Source organism: Spirosoma endophyticum (assembly GCF_900112365.1).
Taxonomy (GTDB): Bacteria; Bacteroidota; Bacteroidia; order Cytophagales; family Spirosomataceae; genus Spirosoma; species Spirosoma endophyticum.
In genome coordinates this window covers 122,779-143,205 of record NZ_FOLQ01000008.1, presented here as the reverse complement: position 1 = coordinate 143,205, position 20,427 = coordinate 122,779, and the positions used below count along the sequence as shown (strand labels likewise).

Sequence of the window (20,427 nt, the reverse complement as noted above, 5' to 3'; positions counted from 1 at the left end):
TTTGTTTTCAACCGCATTTTAAACACAAATTCGTCAGTCATATAAGGATCTCACCTAGTACAAACCGACTGTCTCCTCACTTTTTATGTACCTTTGTTGGAGCAAATAGCTGAAACCGTAGCATATGCTGGACAAAGTAAGAGACCTACATCAGGAAATTGAACACTATACTATCAACTCACCGGAGCAACTGGAGCAGTTCAGGATGCGATTCATTAGCCGGAAGGGTGTGATAACCGAACTTTTTGAAGGACTTAAAATTGTTCCGCAGGCTGATCGCCGGGCGGTGGGACAGGAATTAAATGGCCTTAAGAATTTTGCGCAGGAACGATTTGAAACGTTTACCCAGCAAATAGATGAGCAGCGAACAGCCGCCGACAGTGCGCCACCCGTTGATCTTACTCTACCCACCATTCCGAACCTGACGGGCACGCAGCATCCACTGAGTTTAGTCCGTCAACGTATCATTCAGATATTCGAACGGATTGGCTTCAACGTGGCTGATGGTCCCGAAATCGAATCGGACTGGTATAATTTCGGAGCACTAAACTTCCCCGAAAATCACCCGGCCCGCGACATGCAGGATACGTTCTTCGTCGCAAAGGTGGAAAATGGCGCGCCTGCCGATATGCTACTACGTACTCATACGTCCAACGTGCAAATTCGTCTGATGGAGCGGCAAAAACCGCCCATTCGTTCTATCATGCCCGGACGGGTGTATCGGAACGAAACCATTTCAGCACGGGCACACTGCATGTTCCACCAGGTTGAGGGCATTTACATCGATCGTAACGTGGGATTCAAGGATTTGAAGGATACGCTCTATCACTTCGTGAAGGAGATGTTTGAGCCGGGTACACAAATTCGTTTCCGCCCATCGTATTTTCCGTTTACCGAGCCGAGCGCCGAGATTGATATTTCCTGTCAGATTTGTGGTGGCAAAGGCTGCAATATCTGCAAGCATTCGGGCTGGGTCGAAATTGCCGGCTCGGGTATGGTAGACCCGCAGGTCATTGCCAACTGCGGCATCGACCCCGAGGAATACACAGGATTTGCTTTCGGCATGGGAATCGAACGGATCACCCAATTGAAATACGTAGTGAATGACCTTCGGCTATACACCGAAAACGACGTCAGGTTTCTACAACAGTTTGAAGGACTATAATTTAATGAGTGAAAGTGCGAAAGAGTGATTGAGCGCAGAGTTATTCCGCCCTTTACTCTTTCGCACTTTCATTCTTTCGCTCTTTACCAATGTCTCCCATTCGTCTTTCTGATTTAGCGTTTACACTCGAAGCCGTCATTGACGAAGCATTTGGGCAGAAAGCGGTTTGGGTAGTGGCCGAAACAAGCGATATTAAAAACTACCCTGACCGGGGCTATTGCTTCCTGACGCTGGTAGACCGAGAATCGGCGGGCCGCGAAACACTCGCCAAAATGGAGGCTTGCATCTGGCGAAGGAATTACCATACTATCGGCAACTTTGAGCAGGAAACGGGCGTAGCATTTGCCCGTAATATTCAACTGTTACTGCTCGTATCGGTAAGCTATAGCCCGGTCTATGGATTGCGGCTGGAGATCCTGAAAATTGATCCATCATACACCCTTGGCAATCTCGAACGGGAACGGCAAGCGGTGCTTGATTCGCTGGTTAAGGATCATCCCGATCTGATCTGGCTCGAAGCCGGACAGTATATTACGGCCAATCAGCTTCTGCCCCGCCCTGCCGTTATGCAACGGCTGGCGCTCATAACGGCGCCCAATTCGGATGGCTGGCGCGACTTCAGGCACGAATTAGCACAGAATCCTTTCGGGTATGATTTCGTAGTCGATGAATTTCTGACGCAGGTCCAGGGCCAGGGTGCCGAACGTGCCATTTGCGGGCAGTTAGAGCGCATTCGTACAAATGGTGTAGCGTATGATGCGGTCGTTATTGTGCGCGGGGGCGGCTCACAACTGGATTTTGGTTCATTCGATACGTATCTGATGGGACAAACTGTCGCTGGATTTGGTATTCCTATTCTGGCTGGCATTGGTCACGAACGCAATATCAGCATTACCGACCTGCTTTGCCACCAGAGCGTAAAAACCCCAACCAAAGCAGCGGCTTTTCTGATTGAACACAATCGGCAGTTTGAAGAAAGTTGCCTTCAACTACGAGAGCGACTGCGAATGGTGGCTCGTGAAGCCTTGCTATCAGCCCGGGAAAACCTTGACCGGGAAACCGAACGGCTGCGATTCGTTTCGCACACATATCTTCGTGGCCGCCACACCGACCTTGCCGAAAAAGCCGTTACATTACGTCACCTCGATCCATCCAACGTACTAAAAAGAGGATACGCGCTGCTGCTACGCAATGGCCGGATTCTAACCCACACCACCAACATTCAACCCAACGAAACGCTTCAGGTGCAGATGTATGATGGAAGCATTAACGTAGTCGTCAGTCAATAGTCGTCAGTCGGTAGTGTATGCTGACGATTAGAAACTCTTGACTAACGACTGATGATTATTGACTAATAACTAATTATGACTTACCAGGATGCTTATGACCAGCTTAGTACGTTGGTCAATGAAATTGAGAACGAAGAAGTACCTCTCGACGAACTGCCTGGCAAGATTCGACTGGCGACCGAATTGATTACATTTTGTCAGGAGAGGCTGCGCGCTGTCGAGACGGAGTATCAGGAAGTTATCGAACGGTTACCCAAACGATAAATCCAGGATTTATTAGCCGGTCTTATGTAACCTTTGCTAAACCTTCCCTAATTTTATCGCGGGGCTACTGCCCGCCGGGTGTTCTGTGCCGATGTAGGTCGTGATGTGCGTGATGGCACCCATTTTATTTCTGCTTGATTGAGTTTGTTCACCATATGAATTTATTTGCCAATTTAAATAATGTTTTAAGTTCGGATGTTATGTCGCGCATTGCCACATATATTGACGAACCTGCCGATAAAACCAGCAAAGCCGTTAATGGGCTTGTTTATACGATAATAGGGGGTCTGATGAAACGAACAATGAGCGACATTGGCGTAAATCAGCTCTACAGCCATATTCAGAAAGGCCGATATGACGGTACGTTAACCGACAATCCGGGCAATATTTTACGCGACCCCTCCCAAACGAATACGCTTATTATGCAGGGTAACGACGTGATAAGTCACTTGTTACCCGCGATGAAGAGTTCGATCAGCAACATGATTTCGACATATGCCGGGATTCGCAACTCGTCGTCAATTTCGTTATTGGGGCTTACCACCACGATTGTTCTTCAGGTACTTGGCAAACAGGTTAAAGACCAGAAACTGGATGCCGAAGGCCTGGCCTCGATGCTGTTCTCGGAACGCGATGCGTTTATTAGCGCCGTTCCAGACGACTTTATGCCCCGTTTAGTTGATAAGGTTGGCCTTCAGCAAATTGTGACGGGCCAGGCAGCGCAAACCCGGCGCCCAACGGTCGATTCGCCCACGCGCTCAACAGCTCCCCCTGCTCGTCAGATTACCAGCTACGACCTCACCGATGATTCGGATAATGAGAATGCGGCACTCACCAAATGGGGGTTTGGCGCCTTGATTGCGCTGGCACTGGCCATTGTAGGCTATTACATTTACCAGAATACCCAAAAATATTCGGACGAACACAAAGATAGTAGTGACGTTTCGACCGTAGCTGGCGATTCGATTCAGGCCGATACGGTTACCCGATCGCTGGCCGTTCCGAAAGATCCGGCAGCTAAAACAGCCACTTCGGCAACGGCTGTTACCCCGCCAACGACGGCCACAGTAGCCGGTGGGTTGACGCAACTAATGACGCCTTACCTGACGAATCCCGCGCTTCCCAAAGGGCGTGTATTTACTATGACAGGCGTCGCGTTTTTGCCCGGCTCACTGTCCCTGACGCCCGGCTCGGTCGCGGCTATTGGTGAATTAACCACGCTCTTAAAGACGCATCCCCAATTACAGATTCAACTGGTTGGCTATGCCAATGACGCCCAGGGAGGTTTTACGAACAAAAATCTGTCCTTTAAACGGGTCTATCAAATCAAGCAACAGTTAATGACGGCTGGTATCAATTTTCTTCGGGTAGACGCCATTGGCCGGGGTACAGGCGTTTATCGACGAGACACATCAGCAGTTCCCAGGCCAACACTACGTAAGATTGACGTAAAAGTCGTTGCCAAGTGACAGCCTGAACAACGATAAAATATCTACTTGACAAAATGCCCTCCCGAATGTTCGGGAGGGCATTTTTTAGCTATTTCCGATTACCAGGAAACCTTGTAAATGCCTTGTCGACAGCTTCGTTGATCTGTTCAGACGTAGCTCCTTTTTTACCTAACACACCGGCAACGGCCGCATCCCAGATAAGCGCATTCTGCTTCACATCGACAATGTGCAGGCTAATTGTTCCTTCTTTATAGGTGCTAACCGGCACATCCTGACTTTGCCAATGATACCTTCGCTGACCAATATAACGCGGTGCCTCATAAATCGTCGTTTGGCGGGTTTGCGTTTTTTCGCTGACAACAACACCTATGTTTACCAGCAGGTCAGATTGAGACGCGGGTTGGTTACTAGCTAGTTGTTGATACCCACGTCTGGTTAATTCAGTTCCTACCGCCCGCTCAACCTGTGCGATTGCTGCCTGATAAGCCGCACTGGGCGTTGGATCAATGCGCGTCGTGTCAATAAATGCGAACGTTCGATACGTTGTCCAGTTTGTCGATTTGTCTCCCTGGTTTCGCACGATGCGATAGGATGAACAGCCCATTATCCCTACGATGAAGAGAATTATGAGTGTGAACTGCGTTTTCATAGTAGACTAGTTGCTTACCCCTAAAACGCATTCCAGGGTATTTTGTCTGCTTTACTACCCACTTTCCACAGATTTTGAGTAATACGTAAATACCAGGCTATTAAAACAACTTAACAACATCGTAGTTGCATAGAAGCAACGTTTTACGAACTAACCATTCAGATTATGAATTCAGAAACAGGAAAAACTGCCCTGATTACAGGGGCCTCCAGCGGCATCGGTCAGGAGCTTGCCAAATTATTTGCCCAGGATGGCTACAACTTAGTGCTGGTTGGACGTAGTGAAGAAAAACTCGACCGACTCGCCGACGTATTCAAGAGCAATTATGGCACCGAGAACGTTACGGTCATTAATAAAAACCTGGCTGAAGAGGATGCCGCCCAGGATGTATATAATCAGGTAAAGGCCAAAAATATTACGGTCAATGTGCTGGTCAACGACGCGGGGGTAGGTCTTTATGGGCTGTTTGCAACCGACACCGATTGGGAGCGCGAAAAGTCGATGATTCACCTCAACGTACTGACGCTGACTCAAATGACGAAGCTGTTTTTATACGATATGCTGGCTCGTGATGAAGGAAAAATCCTGAACCTGGCTTCGTTGCTATCCATCACACCGACTCCGCTGATGGCTGTTTACGCGGGCACTAAAGCCTACGTTTATAATTTCACGCAGTCGCTCGTTAACGAGTTGAAAGACACGAACGTATCCATCACAGCCCTTCTGCCAAACGCCACCGATACCGACTTTTTCAACAAAGCGGGCGCGGAGAATACAAAGGTGACGGACGAGTTACAGGACCCGGTCATGGTAGCCAAAGACGGATACGATGCTCTTATGGCCAGAAAATCTAAAGTCGTGCCGGGTGGTTTGAAAAACAAATCGTACGAGGTGCTGTCATACGTAGCCCCTCAGGAAACGCTGGCAGCTGTGATGCGCGGTAAAATGTCGCAAAAGCCCGACGAAGAAGAGCCAACTATTTCGCTGGCCTGGGGCATAGGTATCGGTATCGCGGTGATTGCCGGTATTGCCCTGACGATCGGCTACAAAAACACCAGCGATTTTCAGAAAGCCCGTTACCGCTACAAAGCCCGCTCGGCTGGCAACTCGTTGTCTGATACGTTGTCATCCGTAGTAGACAAGGTAGTTGAAACCGTTGTGGATGCCTATCAGAACACAAAGGAGAAAGCAGGAAAACTGGCCGTTAAGGGAGAGGAAGTAGAGGAAGAACTGGCTGCTTAACATCAAACCTATTAGGTCTCGGACCGCTCCGGCGGTCCGAGACCTAATAGGTTTAAACTACACATCTCAACTCAGCATGAAAAATTCATCGTTTTGGCGCATTGCTACGGCGGTTTTTGCCGTCGGCAGTATTATTTACACAACCGTATCGAGTAGTCAGTCAAGGCAGCAAAGTAAAAAACGCCATGAGGCCGATCACGAAGGCTCGGAGTATGAATATGACGTACCGGTTGAATATGAGGAAGTATTTGAGAAGAATATGATTGTTCCGGCAGGCTGGGCGTTTGGGGTTGTCTGGTCGACGATTTATTCTGGTTTAGGGGCCCTACTCGTACATCAGGCACTTCCGTCGGAAGAATACAATCCTCGGTATCAGAAAGCCCAGCCGTGGTGGTGGACTAGTTGGACGCTCAATGCCATTTTCGGTCGGTTTTTCTCGCAAAATGATCCACAGAGTATTCTTATTTCGGATCTAACCACCAAGTTAAGCTTACCTGCGGCACTGGCGTTGCATCAGAGTCTGGAAATTGGCAAAACCGACGTACCAGTTCCCGAAAAATACCTGCGCATTCCGGTGAGTCTGTATGCTGGATGGCTTACCGTCGCTACGGTCGTCGGCACGCCCAATACGTTATTAACCCTGAATGCCTGGGAACCGGACGAAGAACGCGATGAGCCGGTATCAGCGGGCATCCTGAGTGCAACAGCAGGAGCTGGTTATCTTATCGCCCGGCAGTTGAACGACCCCTGGTACATGGTTCCGTTTGTCGCTGGGTTTGGTGGCATCGCTACCCGGCAATGGGAAAAGAAACCCATTGTTGGCTGGACGGCCGCTTTGTTGGCTGCTGCCTATGTCGGTTTGTTAGCTTACTGGCTCCCCAAAGGCAAATTCCATGCATACGACCGCATAATGATTCATGATGCCGAAGCGGAAGTGCTGGCCGGATCGGTCGAAACTCAGGAACCTCATCAGGCTGAAATTGCCCGAGAGCGTACGAAGCCAGTAATAATCGAATTAGATTAGTAACGAAAGCCGCCTGATGAAGGGCGGCTTTTTTGTTAGCATGAACATTTGGGTTGTTGATGACCTATTAACAAACATTAATCGTTATATTTAATCTCCTTCCGAAGAAAATAATCCTCCTTTTTGAATCTTGTTTTCATTAATAAATTTTAAAAGCGGTGTAGGGTCTAAGCAGTTTTTTAAAAATTCCCTTTCCTTATAAATTAGGTTTCTAAAAACGGTGCTTCTCAATGACAGATAGTCTCTTACTATAGATGCACTATAAATAATTGTCACCTCACAACATATCGCTAGTACTTTTTCATAGGAGAAGATCAAACTATATGGTGTTTCTCTTCTTATAGAGTTACTGAGCGGAAATGAATGTGTAAGATTAGAAAGAAGATCATATAGTGCGCTTTCTGCCCCCTTCTCAAACAGCTCTTTTTTATTCTTCATAAATTCCCAGTAATAAGGCTTCTGAGCTTTCAGCACTTTCTTTCTTTCGCTCTCATTCAGGGACTGGCAGAAAGGATTCTCCTTAACCAAGGACAAGATGAACCCCCAGCGCAGTGTTACATTTCCATCATCTACACCGAGTTTTTCCAAAATTTCTTTTTCCCTTGTTGCTCTATGTAACTCCATAGAAAATGACCTAAATTCACTCTCTTCCTTGGAAAGCCTATATTCAATCACATATTGAAACACATTACGTAATTCAATTATATTACGGGATATACTTGCTAATGTATTATCATCGGGAATGTTGCTTAAAAAGCTATTTTCATATACAGTTATAAAACTTGTCAAGAAGAAAGGTAATTTTTCAAATAAATCTTTAGCATGTAACACCCTTACCGTACTTGAATGAAAATCCATTTGTTGTTCGAGTGCTTGATAAGTAATGCTAAATAGTTTCTTGACAACTCCCATTCTATCTTCCATTATTTTCAAGCCATTTTGTCGCAAATAAGAGTCAAAAAAGCTGTTTATCCGCCAAAATGACTGAAAAAACTAGCTCGGTCCGTGATTTGTTATAGAGTAGGTATACAATAAAAAATACTAAACCTTCACTGTCATGGACTTTAAAAATTACACCGTAAAAGCACAGGAGGTCGTTCAGAAAGCGTCGGAGATTGCGCTGGGGAACGGCCAGCAAGCCATTGAAACAGGTCACCTGCTTCAGGCCATTCTGTCGGAAGACGAAAACGTAATTGGTTTCATTGTGAAAAAACTTGGAATCAACTTACAGAATACAAGTGGTGCTCTACAGGCCATTCTAACTACGTATCCAAAGATTTCAGGAGGTAACGGCAGCGTTTACCTCAGTAATGATACAGCCGCAGCCCTGGCCAAAGCCACCAGCTATACCAAAGAGTTCGGCGACGAATTTGTCAGTGTTGAGTTGATGTTGCTGGGACTTATGGGCGGTAAAGACCAAATTGCAACGTTATTGAAGGATGCCGGTTTCAACGAGAAACAAACGAAAGCGGCTATCAACGAACTTAGAAAAGGAAATTCGGTGAAAGACCAAAACGCAGAAGCTAAATATCAATCCCTGGAACGGTTCAGCGTTAATCTGAACGAACGGGCACGCACCGGCAAAATCGACCCGGTGATTGGCCGTGATGAGGAAATTCGGCGGGTACTGCAAATCCTGAGCCGCCGTACGAAGAATAACCCGATTTTACTGGGTGAGCCAGGTGTGGGTAAAACCGCCATTGTTGAAGGACTTGCCCAACGTATCGTGTCGGGCGATGTTCCCGAAAACCTGAAAACCAAAACCATCGTCTCGCTCGACATGGGTCTGCTGATTGCAGGTGCCAAGTATAAAGGCGAGTTTGAGGAACGTTTGAAAGCCGTTATCAAGGAAGTGACGGATTCTGACGGTCAAATTATTTTGTTTATCGACGAGATTCACACGCTTATCGGCGCGGGTGCCGGTGGTGAAGGCGCTATGGATGCGGCCAACCTGCTGAAACCAGCCCTGTCGCGTGGTGAACTGCATACGATTGGTGCGACTACGTTGAAGGAGTACCAGAAATATATTGAGAAAGATAAAGCGCTTGAACGCCGGTTTCAGGCCGTCATGGTCGATGAGCCCGACATGCCCGATGCCATTTCGATTCTACGCGGTATCAAGGAAAAGTACGAACTGCACCACGGCGTTCGGATCAAAGACGATGCGGTGATTGCCGCTGTTGAACTCTCAACGCGCTACATTACCGATCGTTTTTTACCCGACAAAGCCATCGATCTGATGGACGAAGCGGCTGCCAAACTGCGCCTGGAGATGGATTCGGTTCCCGAAGAACTCGACGAACTCAACCGACGTATCATGCAGTTGGAAATTGAACGGGAAGCCATTCGGCGGGAAAACGACCGGGAAAAAGAAACATTTCTGAGTCGCCAGATCGAGGACTTAAGCGAACAACGTAATGATCTGAGAGCCAAATGGGAAGGTGAAAAAGCATCGGTCAACGAAGGCCGAACCCTGAAAGAGCAGCTCGACAAATTGCGTCTGGAAGCCGAACAGGCCGAACGGGCGGGCGATTACGGGAAAGTAGCCGAAATCCGCTACGGCCGTATTCCCGAGATCGAAACGAAACTGAACTCACTGGTTAAAGAAGATACCGACAAAGACTCGTCGGATCGGATGATGCAGGAGGAAGTTACCGCCGAGGATATTGCCGAAGTGGTAGCCAAATGGACGGGAATTCCAGTTTCAAAAATGCTGCAAAGCGATCGGGATAAACTGCTCAATCTGGAGAAAGAACTTGGCAAACGCGTAGTCGGACAAGCTGAAGCCATTGGAGTGGTGGCGGATGCGGTACGCCGGAGTCGGGCCGGAATGCAGGACCCGAAACGGCCTATTGGTTCGTTTATCTTCCTCGGCACCACGGGTGTTGGTAAAACCGAAGTTGCCCGGACGCTGGCCGAATACCTGTTCAATGACGAGAATGCGCTGGTTCGTATCGACATGTCGGAATATCAGGAACGCCACGCCGTTAGCCGGTTGATTGGTGCCCCTCCGGGCTACGTTGGTTATGACGAAGGTGGTCAATTGACCGAAGCGGTGCGTCGCAAACCCTACTCGGTGGTCCTGCTTGACGAAATCGAAAAAGCGCACCCCGATGTCTGGAACATTCTGTTGCAGGTGCTCGACGAAGGCCGCCTGACCGATAACAAAGGTCGTGTAGCGAACTTCAAGAACACGATCATCATCATGACGTCGAACATCGGTAGTCACCTGATTCAGGAGAAATTTACCGAAGACGAAGGCTGGAACCACTCGCTGGTGCTGGAAGAAGCCAAGTCGGCGGTGCTGGAGTTGCTACGTCAAACGATACGTCCCGAGTTCCTGAACCGAATTGACGAGATCGTAATGTTCGAGCCGCTGACGCAGGCCAACATCCGCAAGATTGTGGACATTCAGTTCCGTCAGATCAAGCAACGACTGGCTGAAAACGGCATCCAGCTCGACGCGACGGACGAAGCGCTAACCAAACTCGGCGAAGAAGGATTCGACCCCATCTTTGGTGCCCGTCCGCTGAAACGCGTACTGCAACGTCGGGTACTCAATGAACTGTCGAAAGCCATTCTGGCCAACGAGGTCAAGAAAGATTCTGTCGTCCTGATGGAATTAAACAACGAGGGCGAGATCGCTTTTACGAATCTGGATGCTGAAATCGAGATGTAATTAATAGATTTTGGAAAGCCCGACTGCTGAGAAGTGGCCGGGCTTTTTTTGTATATTTATGCAGATAACTTTTCAGACTTATGAAGTTTATTGTATCGTCCTCAGTACTTCTAAAAAATCTACAGCTTATTAACGGCGTAGTCGGCACTAATCCAATTGTACCAATCTTAGAGAATTTTCTATTCAGGATTGAGGATGGGATCATTGATGTTCGTGTTGATGATCTAAATCCAGCAAAATTAAGCCCAAGCGGTATTACCGCAGTCATTCTAATTAATGAACTCAATAGGAAGTTACATGTAGATGCGGTTGATGAGCTAATTTTAGAAATTTACAATAACAATAAGAAGATATACAGTACACATCATTACGATTTTGAGCGGATTGTCAGAAAGCTCTTTATTGGCTTAGGTTATGATGTAACACCTACCAAAAGAACAAGAGACGGTGGCTATGACATGGTTGCAATAAATGAAGGAGTAATCCCAACATGCCATTTGATTGAATGTAAAACACGCAAAAAAGCACCTTTAGGAATTGAACTAGTAGAAAGGTTTCTCTTTAAAATAAATGAATTAAAAGCTAGTACTGGTGTTATGGTCACTAATCTAAGATTCTCTGCTGATGTTATAAAAAAATATGCAACTAAATCATACCAACACTACTTAAAGCTAATCGATGGGAAGGAATTATTATCAATGGTGAATAGTTACGTCTCAACTTTTCTTAGTTACTCTCTATAATTCATTGTAGAAGTCTTTTCTTTATTAGCTTCGACGTATCCGTAAAAACAAACAGGTCCGAATGACAAGTCGGACCTGTTTGTTTTTACGGGCACTTACTAAAACCTGTTTTTGCTTTTTCGGAGAGGAATCCTTCTTCCGGTGTATTACCTTAGCGAACTGCTCCAATGGGCCGATCCGATGCATTTACATCGTCCTTGGAGTCAGTTCCCATCTTGGCGCCGTATCCGGCAGCTATTACGCCAATCAATAGGCCGAAGAAGCCGAAAATAGCGGCTTTGGACGCGGCAGAGGCCGTGGCGTCTGCCGCCTGCCGAGCTTTGACTTCTGCTTCTTTCTTGGTCTGTTCTAACTTAGCAGCAGCTTGTTTGTAGGTATTGATCCAATTGTCAACGATCTGTTCAGATTCATCCCGGCTCTTGCCCGTCCGTTTCATAACGACGTTCACGGCATCTTCCCGATCCACACTGTTGACTGTAGCCTGCCCCTGCTTGAACAATTGTTTGAACAAACCACCCGCGATATCATCGGTTGCTTGGGGGTCTGAAGCTGCCCGCTCAGCCGAGGCTTTCGCCTGCTGACCCGCCTGATCGGCTTTACGCTCCAGGGTGTTTGGGTTCAGGTTGGGGTTTGCCGTTTGCCGTAGCAGTTTGTTCGCTTCCTGCGTCAGATTAGACAAATCTACGTTTTGTAAATCGATGCCGTTTTCTTTCAGCTGGCCCTGTACCGCATTACCAATACCGGGCGCTGCCGAAGCAACAGCTGATCCGGCTGTGCTAACCAAGCTACCGACCAGTCGACCAGCCCCACCAATGAGACTACCAATGGTCGTAGTCAGAAAATAGATTGTGATCAACGTAGCCAGACACCAAGTTAGTACGCCGTGAATAATGCCATCAAACAGGCGGGGAGAGCTGGCGAGCCGACCAGCAATCCACCCACCCACAAACAGGGAGAGTAAACTACTGATGATGTACCAGACAGCACTTCCCGTGCCCAGCCCGGCGGTCGGATTTTGTTCCGTTACTGGATCAATAGTACTTAAGCCAATGCCGAGCCCCAAAAGAGTCAGCAACATCTGGGCAACAATAGCCACCAGAACCCCGGCGAATATGGCACTCCAGGAAATACGTTTCATAAAATTGCCGATTCCATAAACCGGTTCAGTTGAGTAAGAAAGTTCACGCTGCATAATTTTCAATAATGAATAGTAAAAAGATAATGTAAAAAGCCCTGGTCATTTAGGTAGCCACTACCTGTCGATTTAGGTTGTTAAAAGCGAATCCCCGATTCAGGGTGAGTCAGGGATTCTTTCACAGGAGTTGAGTAAATCAGAGTAAGCCGCTGGTACGCTAGCCAATTCTGAACGTGTCTTTGGCTTTATCAAGGCCCGACTTGGCGTCATCCGCTAACTGATCAGCCTTGTCCCCCGCTTTATCGGTGACGTACCCCACATTGGTTTTGAGGTTGTCGATGGTTTCTTTGGCCTGCGCTTTGGTTTTGTCCCATTGGCTCTGAACTTCCTTGGTTTGGTCGCTTACGCTGTCTGCGATCTGTTTACGTAGCTCTTTGCCTGACCGGGGAGCGAATAGAAAACCGATAGCCAAACCGGTTAATACCCCTGTCAGTAGCCCTGAAAGGTAAGTTTGATCAGTGAGGTAAACCTGGGGGTGTTTTCTTCTTGGAAAATGCATGGTACTGAGGTAATTAAATTTACTTATAAACTACAGTCAACCTAGTAAATAAAAAGTGTGCCAACGGCCCCCCAATACGTTAATCATCTGACTATAAGTACATATACATAACTAATTATACTCAAATAATGGATATACTTGTAGGTAATTTTACTCAACTACGTGGAACATTCTCTCAAGTCGATCCAGGTTCGACCAGTCAGTCCGGCGGTGTATCACGCTGAACTAGCTGGCTATGTTCAGCGCAGTACACTCTGGAAAGGCAAAAACGACAAATGCAGACTGACGAAGTCTGCATTTGTCGTTTTTGCTAAAATGTTGGTACTATTGCATCAAACAGCGACGCGTACTGGACAGTATTCTGTCTCGAAATCTTAGGGAAACCTCGGAAACTTGCTAAAATCGGGTTTTCGCTTTTCCAGAAAAGCGTCTTTGCCCTCCTTGGCTTCTTCCGATAAGTAGTATAGCAACGTAGCGTCGCCCGCTAATTGTTGAATACCCGCCTGACCATCTAGTTCCGCATTGAACGACGCTTTGAGCATGCGCAACGCAAGGGGACTTTTGTCCAGTATTTTTCGACACCAGGCAATCGTGACTTCCTCTAGTTGGTCGAGCGGCACGACTTTATTCACAAGGCCCATTTCCAGGGCTTCCTGTGCATCATATTGATCACAAAGTAACCAGATTTCACGCGCCTTTTTCTGGCCGACTACCCGCGCCAGATATGACGCACCGAATCCGCCATCGAACGAGCCAACTTTAGGGCCCGTCTGCCCGAAACGGGCATTCTCAGCCGCGATGCTCAGGTCACAAACGACGTGCAATACGTGCCCGCCACCAATGGCATAACCCGCCACCATGGCAATGACAGGCTTTGGAATACGACGAATCTGCATTTGCAGGTCCAGTACGTTCAGGCGTGGCACTTTGTCCTCACCCACGTAGCCACCATGCCCCCGTACCGATTGATCCCCTCCAGAACAAAAGGCTTCGCCCCCTTCGCCCGTCAGGATAATGACACCTACGCGCTCATCCTGCCGAGCCAACTCCATAGCTTCCGACATTTCCCGGACTGTCAGGGGCGTAAAGGCGTTACGTTTGTGCGGACGGTTGATACTGATTTTGGCGATTCCGTCGAAATAGCTGAACAGAATCTCCTCATATTCTTTAATGGGTTCCCAGGGGTAATTGCTTTGCATATGAATGATGAATGATGAATGATGAATGATGAGTACCAACAGGCATTTATCATTTATCATTCATCACTCCATAAGTGGTTTCGTGATAATACACATCCCATGTATGGTCGGCCATCATGCGGACGGTGGCGAGGCAGCGCTCAAACGGAAACTTGCGTCCCCATTCATTTGGGCCAATCATAGATAGAAGATCGGTGCCATTCTTGCGCTGATAAAAGTGATAGGTGTGGCCCACAACGGGCTCGAAACTCATCTGGGCCGAGTAAATCCGCTCCGAAATCTCGACCCGATTACGGATGGCGGTTGCCTGTTCGGCCAGCAACTGCATTTGTTTATACAACTGGCTGAGTTGCATATCCGTCTGCTCACGCATGGCCGCAACGGCCCTTCCGGTAATCTTGCCCTTGTCTTCCGGTCGGATCACAGCACTACCCGCGGTGTGTGCATACGCCAGCAAACCGGGTGATTCGGCTACTTTGTCTGGCGAGATCGGATTAATAAATACCTTCGCTTCTTCCATAATAATTTGTTGGGAAACTGCCCGACGAACACTTTTGTTCGCTGTCGTGGAATGACAAAAAATAACGCATATTTACATCGCCGTAGCGACGTTCATTTGGCAAAATTACAACGAACAGACATGGAAACCATCTTTCCCTCAATGGACCGACACGAGTTTTTTCGAATTGTCGGTACGAGTATTGGCGCCATTCTCCTGACAAACTGCGCTGCAGGCTGTGGGGATAAAGCTGGCGGAGATCCGACGCCTGATCCAAATCAGAAAGTTGACTTTACACTACGTCTGAGTGATAAAGGGAACGAAAATTTAACGGTGAAGGGCGGCTACGTGGTTAGCAACAACGTCATTGTTGCGCAAACGAAAGCGGGTCAGTTTATTGCCGTATCGGCAAACTGCACGCACGAGGGGACACAATTAATCTATAGAGCCAACGATAACCAATTCTATTGCCCGCTTCATTTATCGCGATTCGATCCTACGGGCAAAGTGTTATATGGCCCGGCTACACAGCCGCTGACCCAGTATATCGTTGAGTCAGATACGGCTGCGGGCACGATCCGGGTGCATACGTAATAACTAAATTTTTACAGCCTGCCGAGCCAGCAGTTTCCAGTCTTTATTCTGTTTAATCCACACCAATAACACGGCTAGTTTGGCCGTTCCGGGTGTTCCGGAATTAGCGGTTACAGCCGACAGTTTATGGCGTACAATGGCCGTGTTGTCAATAATGGTGATCGTCTGCTCTGTCAGATCAATTGTTTTGAAATCGGATTCGCCACTAACCAGGGCGTCGACAAACGCTTTCTTGTCTTCCATCTTGCCGTTTGAATGGCCGTAGGTCAGGGCATCAGCCGCCAGCGCTTCCAGGCCCCCCTTAGTCGGGTCGATCATCAGCGCGCGAAGTTTATCGACCGCCTGGCTAACCGCCTGTTCATTCGATTGGGCAAACCCATCTACGGTTAGCAAACTACCCACGACCAGGAAAGCGAAGAGAATGGTTTTTTTTAACATAATTGGTAAGGTTAATAAAAGGTTTGTACGATTTCGCAGCGGCTACATCACCTCGATCCGGCCGACTGGGACAATTAGGCAACCACCGGATAAAGCTACTAAATTTGCTTAGTTACTTACGTTCGCCCTATAGCAGCCAAACTAAATTTTCGTTTTCCGTGATTCTCGATCCCACGGCGCCTGATCGCTGGCCAACGCCCCAAACGCCTTACGAAGCCGATACGCTGGCATTTTGCAATGCCTGGTTTAGTGATCAACCCGCGTTTACACTCCATACCTCCGGTTCGACCGGAACGCCCAAACCCATTCAGCTCACACGGGCACAGATGCGGGCCAGTGCCCAACTGACAGGTAAAACACTGGATCTAAAGGCCGGAGACGCAGCTCTCGTCTGCCTGAATGTTCACTACGTAGCGGGTGTGATGATGCTGGTGCGCGGGCTGGAATTAGGGCTACCCATGACCATCCTGGAACCATCAGGCAATCCATTGGCTGTCTTTAATTCAACTACGTCCTTTGCCTTCACAGCCTTTGTACCGCTGCAACTACAAACGATTTTAGAACATAATGATCCTGAACAACTGGCTATCCTGAATAAAATGAAAGCAATCCTGGTGGGTGGAGCAGCTACCAGTCCGGCGCTGGAAGAAGCGTTACAAATCATTACGAGTCCGGTTTACGCCACTTACGGCATGACCGAAACGGTATCCCACATTGCCCTGCGTCGATTAAATGGTCCGGAAGCAACGGATGTATTTACCGCTCTCGATGGCGTTGAGCTTGGCACCGATGAGCGCGGTTGTCTGCACATTACGTCGGCCGCGACGAACTTTGACCGTATCCAGACCAACGATATTGTCGAGCTAACTGACCAAACGCATTTCCGGTTGCTGGGCCGAGCCGACCGGACCATCAATAGCGGGGGTGTCAAAGTCCAGCCTGAGCAGGTCGAACTGATTATTCAAGGTGTAATGGCCAACTTCATCGCATTTGACGGCCCGGCGACACGGCGTTTTTTTGTAGCCGGCCTACCCGACGAACGACTGGGACAACGAATCGTAGTGGTTGTCGAAAACGCTGCGTTCCAGCCTCAACTCTGGACGCTGGCTCAAGACGTTGTCCGGGAAAAACTGGGATCGTATTCAGTACCAAAAGACGTGTTCGTTGTTGATCACTTTGCCGAAACACCCACTGGTAAAATCGATCAGAAAGCGACAATAGCCCGAATCCCCTAACTTTACCCCACCGCTGTCCTATTGACAAAAAAGCATGTCGTTCAAAAAACTCCATATTCGCTACCAGACCGCCCGGTCGCTGCCCGCGCCTTACGCTTATTTTTACACCCTGGCGCTAACGCCTGTTGCTAATAATGCCATCCAGGTTGACCTCGCCATTACGTATCCCGACCGCGACGACATCGACGATGATGAATTAATTGCCGAAGGATATACCCGCGATGATGATTTCACCTGGGCGGGTCAGTTACCCAAACCGTGGCTGGAAACCATACAGAATCTGGTCGGGAAAACCCGCCTGCAACCGCTTAATGAAGATGAGCTGGATGAGGACGATGACTTTTGGGACATGACTCTGGAAGCCGATGAACGCAAGCAAGGCAAACCAATGAAGCCCGACGACTGGCAGTATATTATCCAGGAACTCATTCAGGCTACTTATGAAGCGACTGGCCGTGAGCGCCCTTTTGAATTAACATACCTGAATTTTGCCGGGCCACAAGGCGCCATTGAACTACGGTTGACAGCCTCTTTTGCGAAACGTTCAGTCAACGTAGTGAGCATTCAGAATCGGAGTGAACAAACGAAAACACTCCCTTGGTCGATACTGCAACATGTAATGAGCGCCGTCTATAACCATGACTACGACCCCGACGACGCCCAGTTAAAACGTCCGCAACGCGATGGGCAGTGGCTGAACCTCGGCACTGAAGAATGGTATGATGTCAGCCCATTTAAGGACCTGACCAAGACGCTGAAGAATCTCCAGTAGCATACACCTCCCCTTTTTTCAACGATGAACCGTATTGGTTTACAGCAATTCGTAGTACATTCCTTTTTGGTGTTGCTGCTATTCGCGGCAAATCTGACGGCTCAGGCACGCATCGTTCGCATCGAAATTACCAGTCGGCAATCCCCTACGTTTGAGGGGAAAACCTTCGGACAGGTGGGCGCCTATGAAAAACTCCGGGGTAAAGCCTATGGAGAGCTTGACCCGGCCAGTCCGCAAAACGCCCTCATTACCGACATTGCCCTTGCGCCACGTAACGCTAGGGGGATGGTCGAGTATTCGATGGATATTTACATCCTGAAACCTATCAACCTAAGTCAGGGGAATCACAAGTTGTTTCTGGAAATAAACAATCGGGGTGGCAAGCTTTTCGGCGGATTCAATAACAGTAGTGGTGGAAATGACCCCATAACAGCGGCCCAGGCTGGCGAGGGATTCCTTATGAATTTAGGCTACACGATGGCCTGGAATGGCTGGGACCCATCGGCTTCATCAGTCAATAACAACCTGACCATCAGCGTCCCCATTGCTCGAAATAAAGATGGATCAATGATTACGGGTCCCTCCTACGAATACATTGTGTACGATAATGCTACGTCGGAAACGTATGCGCTGGCTTATCCGGCAGCCAATCTGACCAAAACCCAGGCAATGCTTACGGTGCGGGAACACTTACAGGATTCCGCCAAAATCATTCCGGCCAGCGATTGGGAATACGTCAATGATCGAACGATTCGGCTGCTGCCCGCTGGAACGCCATTTCGGCAAAGTGCCATTTATGAGTTTCACTACACAGCCCGCGATCCAATAGTGGCTGGAATAGGCTTTGCGGCCACCCGCGACTTTGTGTCGTTTTTACGCTACGCCACCGCCGACGATTTCGGCAATCCGAATCCGCTGGCAGATGATATCAGGTACACGTTTTCGTATTCGCTTTCGCAACCGGCCCGCTACGTCAATGACTTTCAAACGCTGGGTTTCAACGCCGACGATGAGCAGAAACGGCGCGTCCTCGATGGCATCGAAAACTGGATGGGGGGCGGCAGTGGCATTGGCTTGAATATCCGTTTTGCGCAGCCCTCAAGAACCGAGCGTAACCGGCAAAATCACTTATATCCAGAAGGTGTTTTTCCGTTCGCCTATCCTGTTCTGACTGATCCGCTTACGGGCAAAACGGCGGGTCGTCTGGCTCAATGCACTGCGACAAATACGTGTCCAAAGGTATTCGAGATCAATTCGGCAAATGAATACTGGGTAAAAGCGGCTTCACTTCTGCATACCGATACTAAAGGAAACGATCTACCCGATCCTGACAACGTCCGTTTTTACCTGATATCCGGTGCGCAACATGGCACAGGGAACGGAAATAGTCGGGGCCTTTGTCAACAATTTCAAAATCCAACCAACGCCGAACCCGCGCTACGGGCTCTATTTCTGGCACTGGATGAATGGGTTACGCGGGGAACAGTGCCACCAGATAGCGAAGTACCCCGGCAGTCAACCAGTACAGCGGTTGTGGCTATTCCACAACCTGGTTCTCAAACGGGCCTGGTTCCCCAGGATGCGCTTGGCTGGCCTACCATTCCTGGCGTCGTTTATAATGGTTTGGTCACCACCCGCTATCTGCTTGATTTTGGTTCGTCAACCCAACAGGGGATTCTGACTACATTTCCACACGACGTAGCAGGACGCCCATCTTACGTGAATTTCGTTTCCAAAGTTGATAAAGACGGGAATGAAGTAGCCGGTATCCGGTTGCCGCCCGTTGCCGTACCAACCGCTACCACAACCGGCTGGGCACTACGCAGCGCGAACTTTGGCGAAAATGAAGGTTGTGAAGGCGCGGGGCAGAGCATCCCATTCAAGGTCACGCAAGCCGAACGCGTTTCATCCGGTGATCCCCGGTTATCAGTGCAGGAACGATATCACACGCATACCAAGTACGTAGATGCCGTTCGGAAATGGGCGCAAACGCTGCAAAAACAGCGTTTGCTGTTAGCCGCCGATGTTCAGCAATACATCAAAGCCGCCGAAGAAAGCAATGTATTGAAATAAGCCCAACCAATACGTAGCTTCAGGTTTTCTTTCGTTTCAGGAGGTAGATAAATACTACATTTTCTCCACCACCTGTTGTTTTAAAGGACACTAATTCCCAGCCTTGCCTAACCATAAAATTCAGGATGTCAATGGGCGAATTAAACGTGATTGGTTTTTGATCCGCTCCCGCTATTTTCTGACGATTCAGCCCTGTATCTACGTAGCGCTGTCCATAATCAATAACAATACTGGCCTTGGTCCAAACACCCGCGTTAGAACAGATCAATTGGCAAAATGGCGTATTGACGGTGTCGATAGCGACGCCATTCACATAGACCTGCGCAAGACAAGTACCACAGGTAAATAAGTTCAGGAAAACAACCAGGAGCATTTTCATGGTCAGTACTTTTTTAAGTAGACGGATAAACCCACGTA

General features: G+C 48.5%; 20 protein-coding genes and 1 pseudogene. 13 read left to right on the top strand and 8 right to left on the bottom strand.

The features are described from left to right. Positions 1–124: 124 nt before the first annotated feature. The 4 genes from pheS to BM202_RS20255 all read left to right on the top strand — a co-directional run bounded on the left by pheS (position 125) and on the right by BM202_RS20255 (position 4,187). Positions 125–1,165, top strand: a complete 1,041-nt coding sequence (pheS, locus tag BM202_RS20270) for a phenylalanine--tRNA ligase subunit alpha (RefSeq protein ID WP_093829482.1) — start codon at positions 125–127, stop codon at positions 1,163–1,165. An 89-nt stretch (positions 1,166–1,254) separates the two neighbouring features. Continuing rightward, the gene (locus tag BM202_RS20265) at positions 1,255–2,454 is read left to right on the top strand and encodes an exodeoxyribonuclease VII large subunit (protein WP_093829480.1); all 1,200 of its coding nucleotides are present in this window, start codon (positions 1,255–1,257) and stop codon (positions 2,452–2,454) included. A gap of 75 nt (positions 2,455–2,529) precedes the next feature. Then, positions 2,530–2,718 carry an exodeoxyribonuclease VII small subunit gene (gene xseB, locus BM202_RS20260; RefSeq protein ID WP_093829478.1) on the top strand — a complete coding sequence of 63 codons (189 nt, stop codon included), beginning with the start codon at positions 2,530–2,532 and terminating at the stop codon, positions 2,716–2,718. 155 nt (positions 2,719–2,873) lie between these two features. Next, positions 2,874–4,187 (top strand): DUF937 domain-containing protein, encoded by a 1,314-nt coding sequence (locus BM202_RS20255; RefSeq protein ID WP_093829476.1) that lies wholly within the window; start codon positions 2,874–2,876, stop codon positions 4,185–4,187. A gap of 70 nt (positions 4,188–4,257) precedes the next feature. Here the strand turns inward: BM202_RS20255 and BM202_RS20250 are convergent, their stop codons facing one another. After that, positions 4,258–4,818 carry a DUF4136 domain-containing protein gene (locus tag BM202_RS20250; protein WP_093829474.1) on the bottom strand — a complete coding sequence of 187 codons (561 nt, stop codon included), beginning with the start codon at positions 4,816–4,818 and terminating at the stop codon, positions 4,258–4,260. A gap of 165 nt (positions 4,819–4,983) precedes the next feature. Here BM202_RS20250 and BM202_RS20245 point away from each other — a divergent pair, with 165 nt between their 5' ends. Together BM202_RS20245 and BM202_RS20240 are read left to right on the top strand one after the other, a co-directional pair. Beyond that, a complete protein-coding gene (locus BM202_RS20245) occupies positions 4,984–6,060 on the top strand; it encodes an SDR family NAD(P)-dependent oxidoreductase (RefSeq protein WP_093829472.1) in 1,077 nt (358 codons plus the stop codon). 76 nt (positions 6,061–6,136) lie between these two features. Further along, positions 6,137–7,084 (top strand): tryptophan-rich sensory protein, encoded by a 948-nt coding sequence (locus BM202_RS20240; RefSeq protein WP_093829470.1) that lies wholly within the window; start codon positions 6,137–6,139, stop codon positions 7,082–7,084. A gap of 90 nt (positions 7,085–7,174) precedes the next feature. Here the strand turns inward: BM202_RS20240 and BM202_RS20235 are convergent, their stop codons facing one another. Next, complete coding sequence (locus BM202_RS20235; protein WP_093829468.1) at positions 7,175–8,008, bottom strand: hypothetical protein; 834 nt, start codon at positions 8,006–8,008, stop codon at positions 7,175–7,177. A 133-nt stretch (positions 8,009–8,141) separates the two neighbouring features. On the opposite strand from BM202_RS20235, the gene clpB reads away from it, so the two are divergent. From clpB to BM202_RS20225, 3 genes and pseudogenes are all read left to right on the top strand, one after another. Continuing rightward, positions 8,142–10,763 (top strand): ATP-dependent chaperone ClpB, encoded by a 2,622-nt coding sequence (clpB, locus tag BM202_RS20230; protein ID WP_093829466.1) that lies wholly within the window; start codon positions 8,142–8,144, stop codon positions 10,761–10,763. An 80-nt stretch (positions 10,764–10,843) separates the two neighbouring features. Then, a pseudogene (locus tag BM202_RS38265) lies at positions 10,844–10,964 on the top strand (DNA polymerase III subunit beta); the annotation flags it as partial. Continuing rightward, positions 10,952–11,506, top strand: coding sequence for a restriction endonuclease (locus tag BM202_RS20225; RefSeq protein WP_245776733.1), 555 nt, complete (start codon positions 10,952–10,954; stop codon positions 11,504–11,506). The pseudogene BM202_RS38265 and the gene BM202_RS20225, both read left to right, overlap by 13 nt. A gap of 151 nt (positions 11,507–11,657) precedes the next feature. Here the strand turns inward: BM202_RS20225 and BM202_RS20220 are convergent, their stop codons facing one another. The 4 genes from BM202_RS20220 to BM202_RS20205 form a co-directional block, all read right to left on the bottom strand. Then, entirely contained in the window at positions 11,658–12,698 is a 1,041-nt protein-coding gene (locus BM202_RS20220) for a YrzE family protein (RefSeq protein ID WP_093829463.1), read from the bottom strand. 160 nt (positions 12,699–12,858) lie between these two features. Further along, the gene (locus tag BM202_RS20215) at positions 12,859–13,200 is read right to left on the bottom strand and encodes a YtxH domain-containing protein (protein ID WP_093829461.1); all 342 of its coding nucleotides are present in this window, start codon (positions 13,198–13,200) and stop codon (positions 12,859–12,861) included. A gap of 374 nt (positions 13,201–13,574) precedes the next feature. Beyond that, complete coding sequence (gene menB, locus BM202_RS20210) at positions 13,575–14,399, bottom strand: 1,4-dihydroxy-2-naphthoyl-CoA synthase (protein WP_093829760.1); 825 nt, start codon at positions 14,397–14,399, stop codon at positions 13,575–13,577. A gap of 49 nt (positions 14,400–14,448) precedes the next feature. Further along, positions 14,449–14,919: a DUF2452 domain-containing protein gene (locus BM202_RS20205; RefSeq protein WP_093829459.1), complete on the bottom strand. Its 471-nt coding sequence runs from the start codon at positions 14,917–14,919 to the stop codon at positions 14,449–14,451. Between the two features lie 120 nt (positions 14,920–15,039). On the opposite strand from BM202_RS20205, the gene BM202_RS20200 reads away from it, so the two are divergent. Continuing rightward, the gene (locus BM202_RS20200; protein WP_093829758.1) at positions 15,040–15,492 is read left to right on the top strand and encodes a QcrA and Rieske domain-containing protein; all 453 of its coding nucleotides are present in this window, start codon (positions 15,040–15,042) and stop codon (positions 15,490–15,492) included. Between the two features lie 3 nt (positions 15,493–15,495). Here BM202_RS20200 and BM202_RS20195 read toward each other — a convergent pair whose 3' ends face one another. After that, positions 15,496–15,930 carry a nuclear transport factor 2 family protein gene (locus BM202_RS20195; protein ID WP_093829457.1) on the bottom strand — a complete coding sequence of 145 codons (435 nt, stop codon included), beginning with the start codon at positions 15,928–15,930 and terminating at the stop codon, positions 15,496–15,498. Between the two features lie 158 nt (positions 15,931–16,088). Here BM202_RS20195 and BM202_RS20190 point away from each other — a divergent pair, with 158 nt between their 5' ends. From BM202_RS20190 to BM202_RS20180, 3 genes are read left to right on the top strand one after another with little or no spacing between them, the layout of a single operon-like run. After that, the gene (locus BM202_RS20190) at positions 16,089–17,165 is read left to right on the top strand and encodes an AMP-binding protein (protein WP_394333800.1); all 1,077 of its coding nucleotides are present in this window, start codon (positions 16,089–16,091) and stop codon (positions 17,163–17,165) included. 34 nt (positions 17,166–17,199) lie between these two features. After that, positions 17,200–17,937, top strand: a complete 738-nt coding sequence (locus BM202_RS39315; protein ID WP_093829455.1) for a hypothetical protein — start codon at positions 17,200–17,202, stop codon at positions 17,935–17,937. Between the two features lie 24 nt (positions 17,938–17,961). Continuing rightward, the gene (locus BM202_RS20180; protein ID WP_093829453.1) at positions 17,962–20,010 is read left to right on the top strand and encodes an alpha/beta hydrolase domain-containing protein; all 2,049 of its coding nucleotides are present in this window, start codon (positions 17,962–17,964) and stop codon (positions 20,008–20,010) included. Between the two features lie 19 nt (positions 20,011–20,029). On the opposite strand, the gene BM202_RS20175 is transcribed toward BM202_RS20180, so the two are convergent. Continuing rightward, positions 20,030–20,389, bottom strand: a complete 360-nt coding sequence (locus BM202_RS20175) for a hypothetical protein (protein WP_093829451.1) — start codon at positions 20,387–20,389, stop codon at positions 20,030–20,032. Positions 20,390–20,427 lie beyond the last annotated feature (38 nt).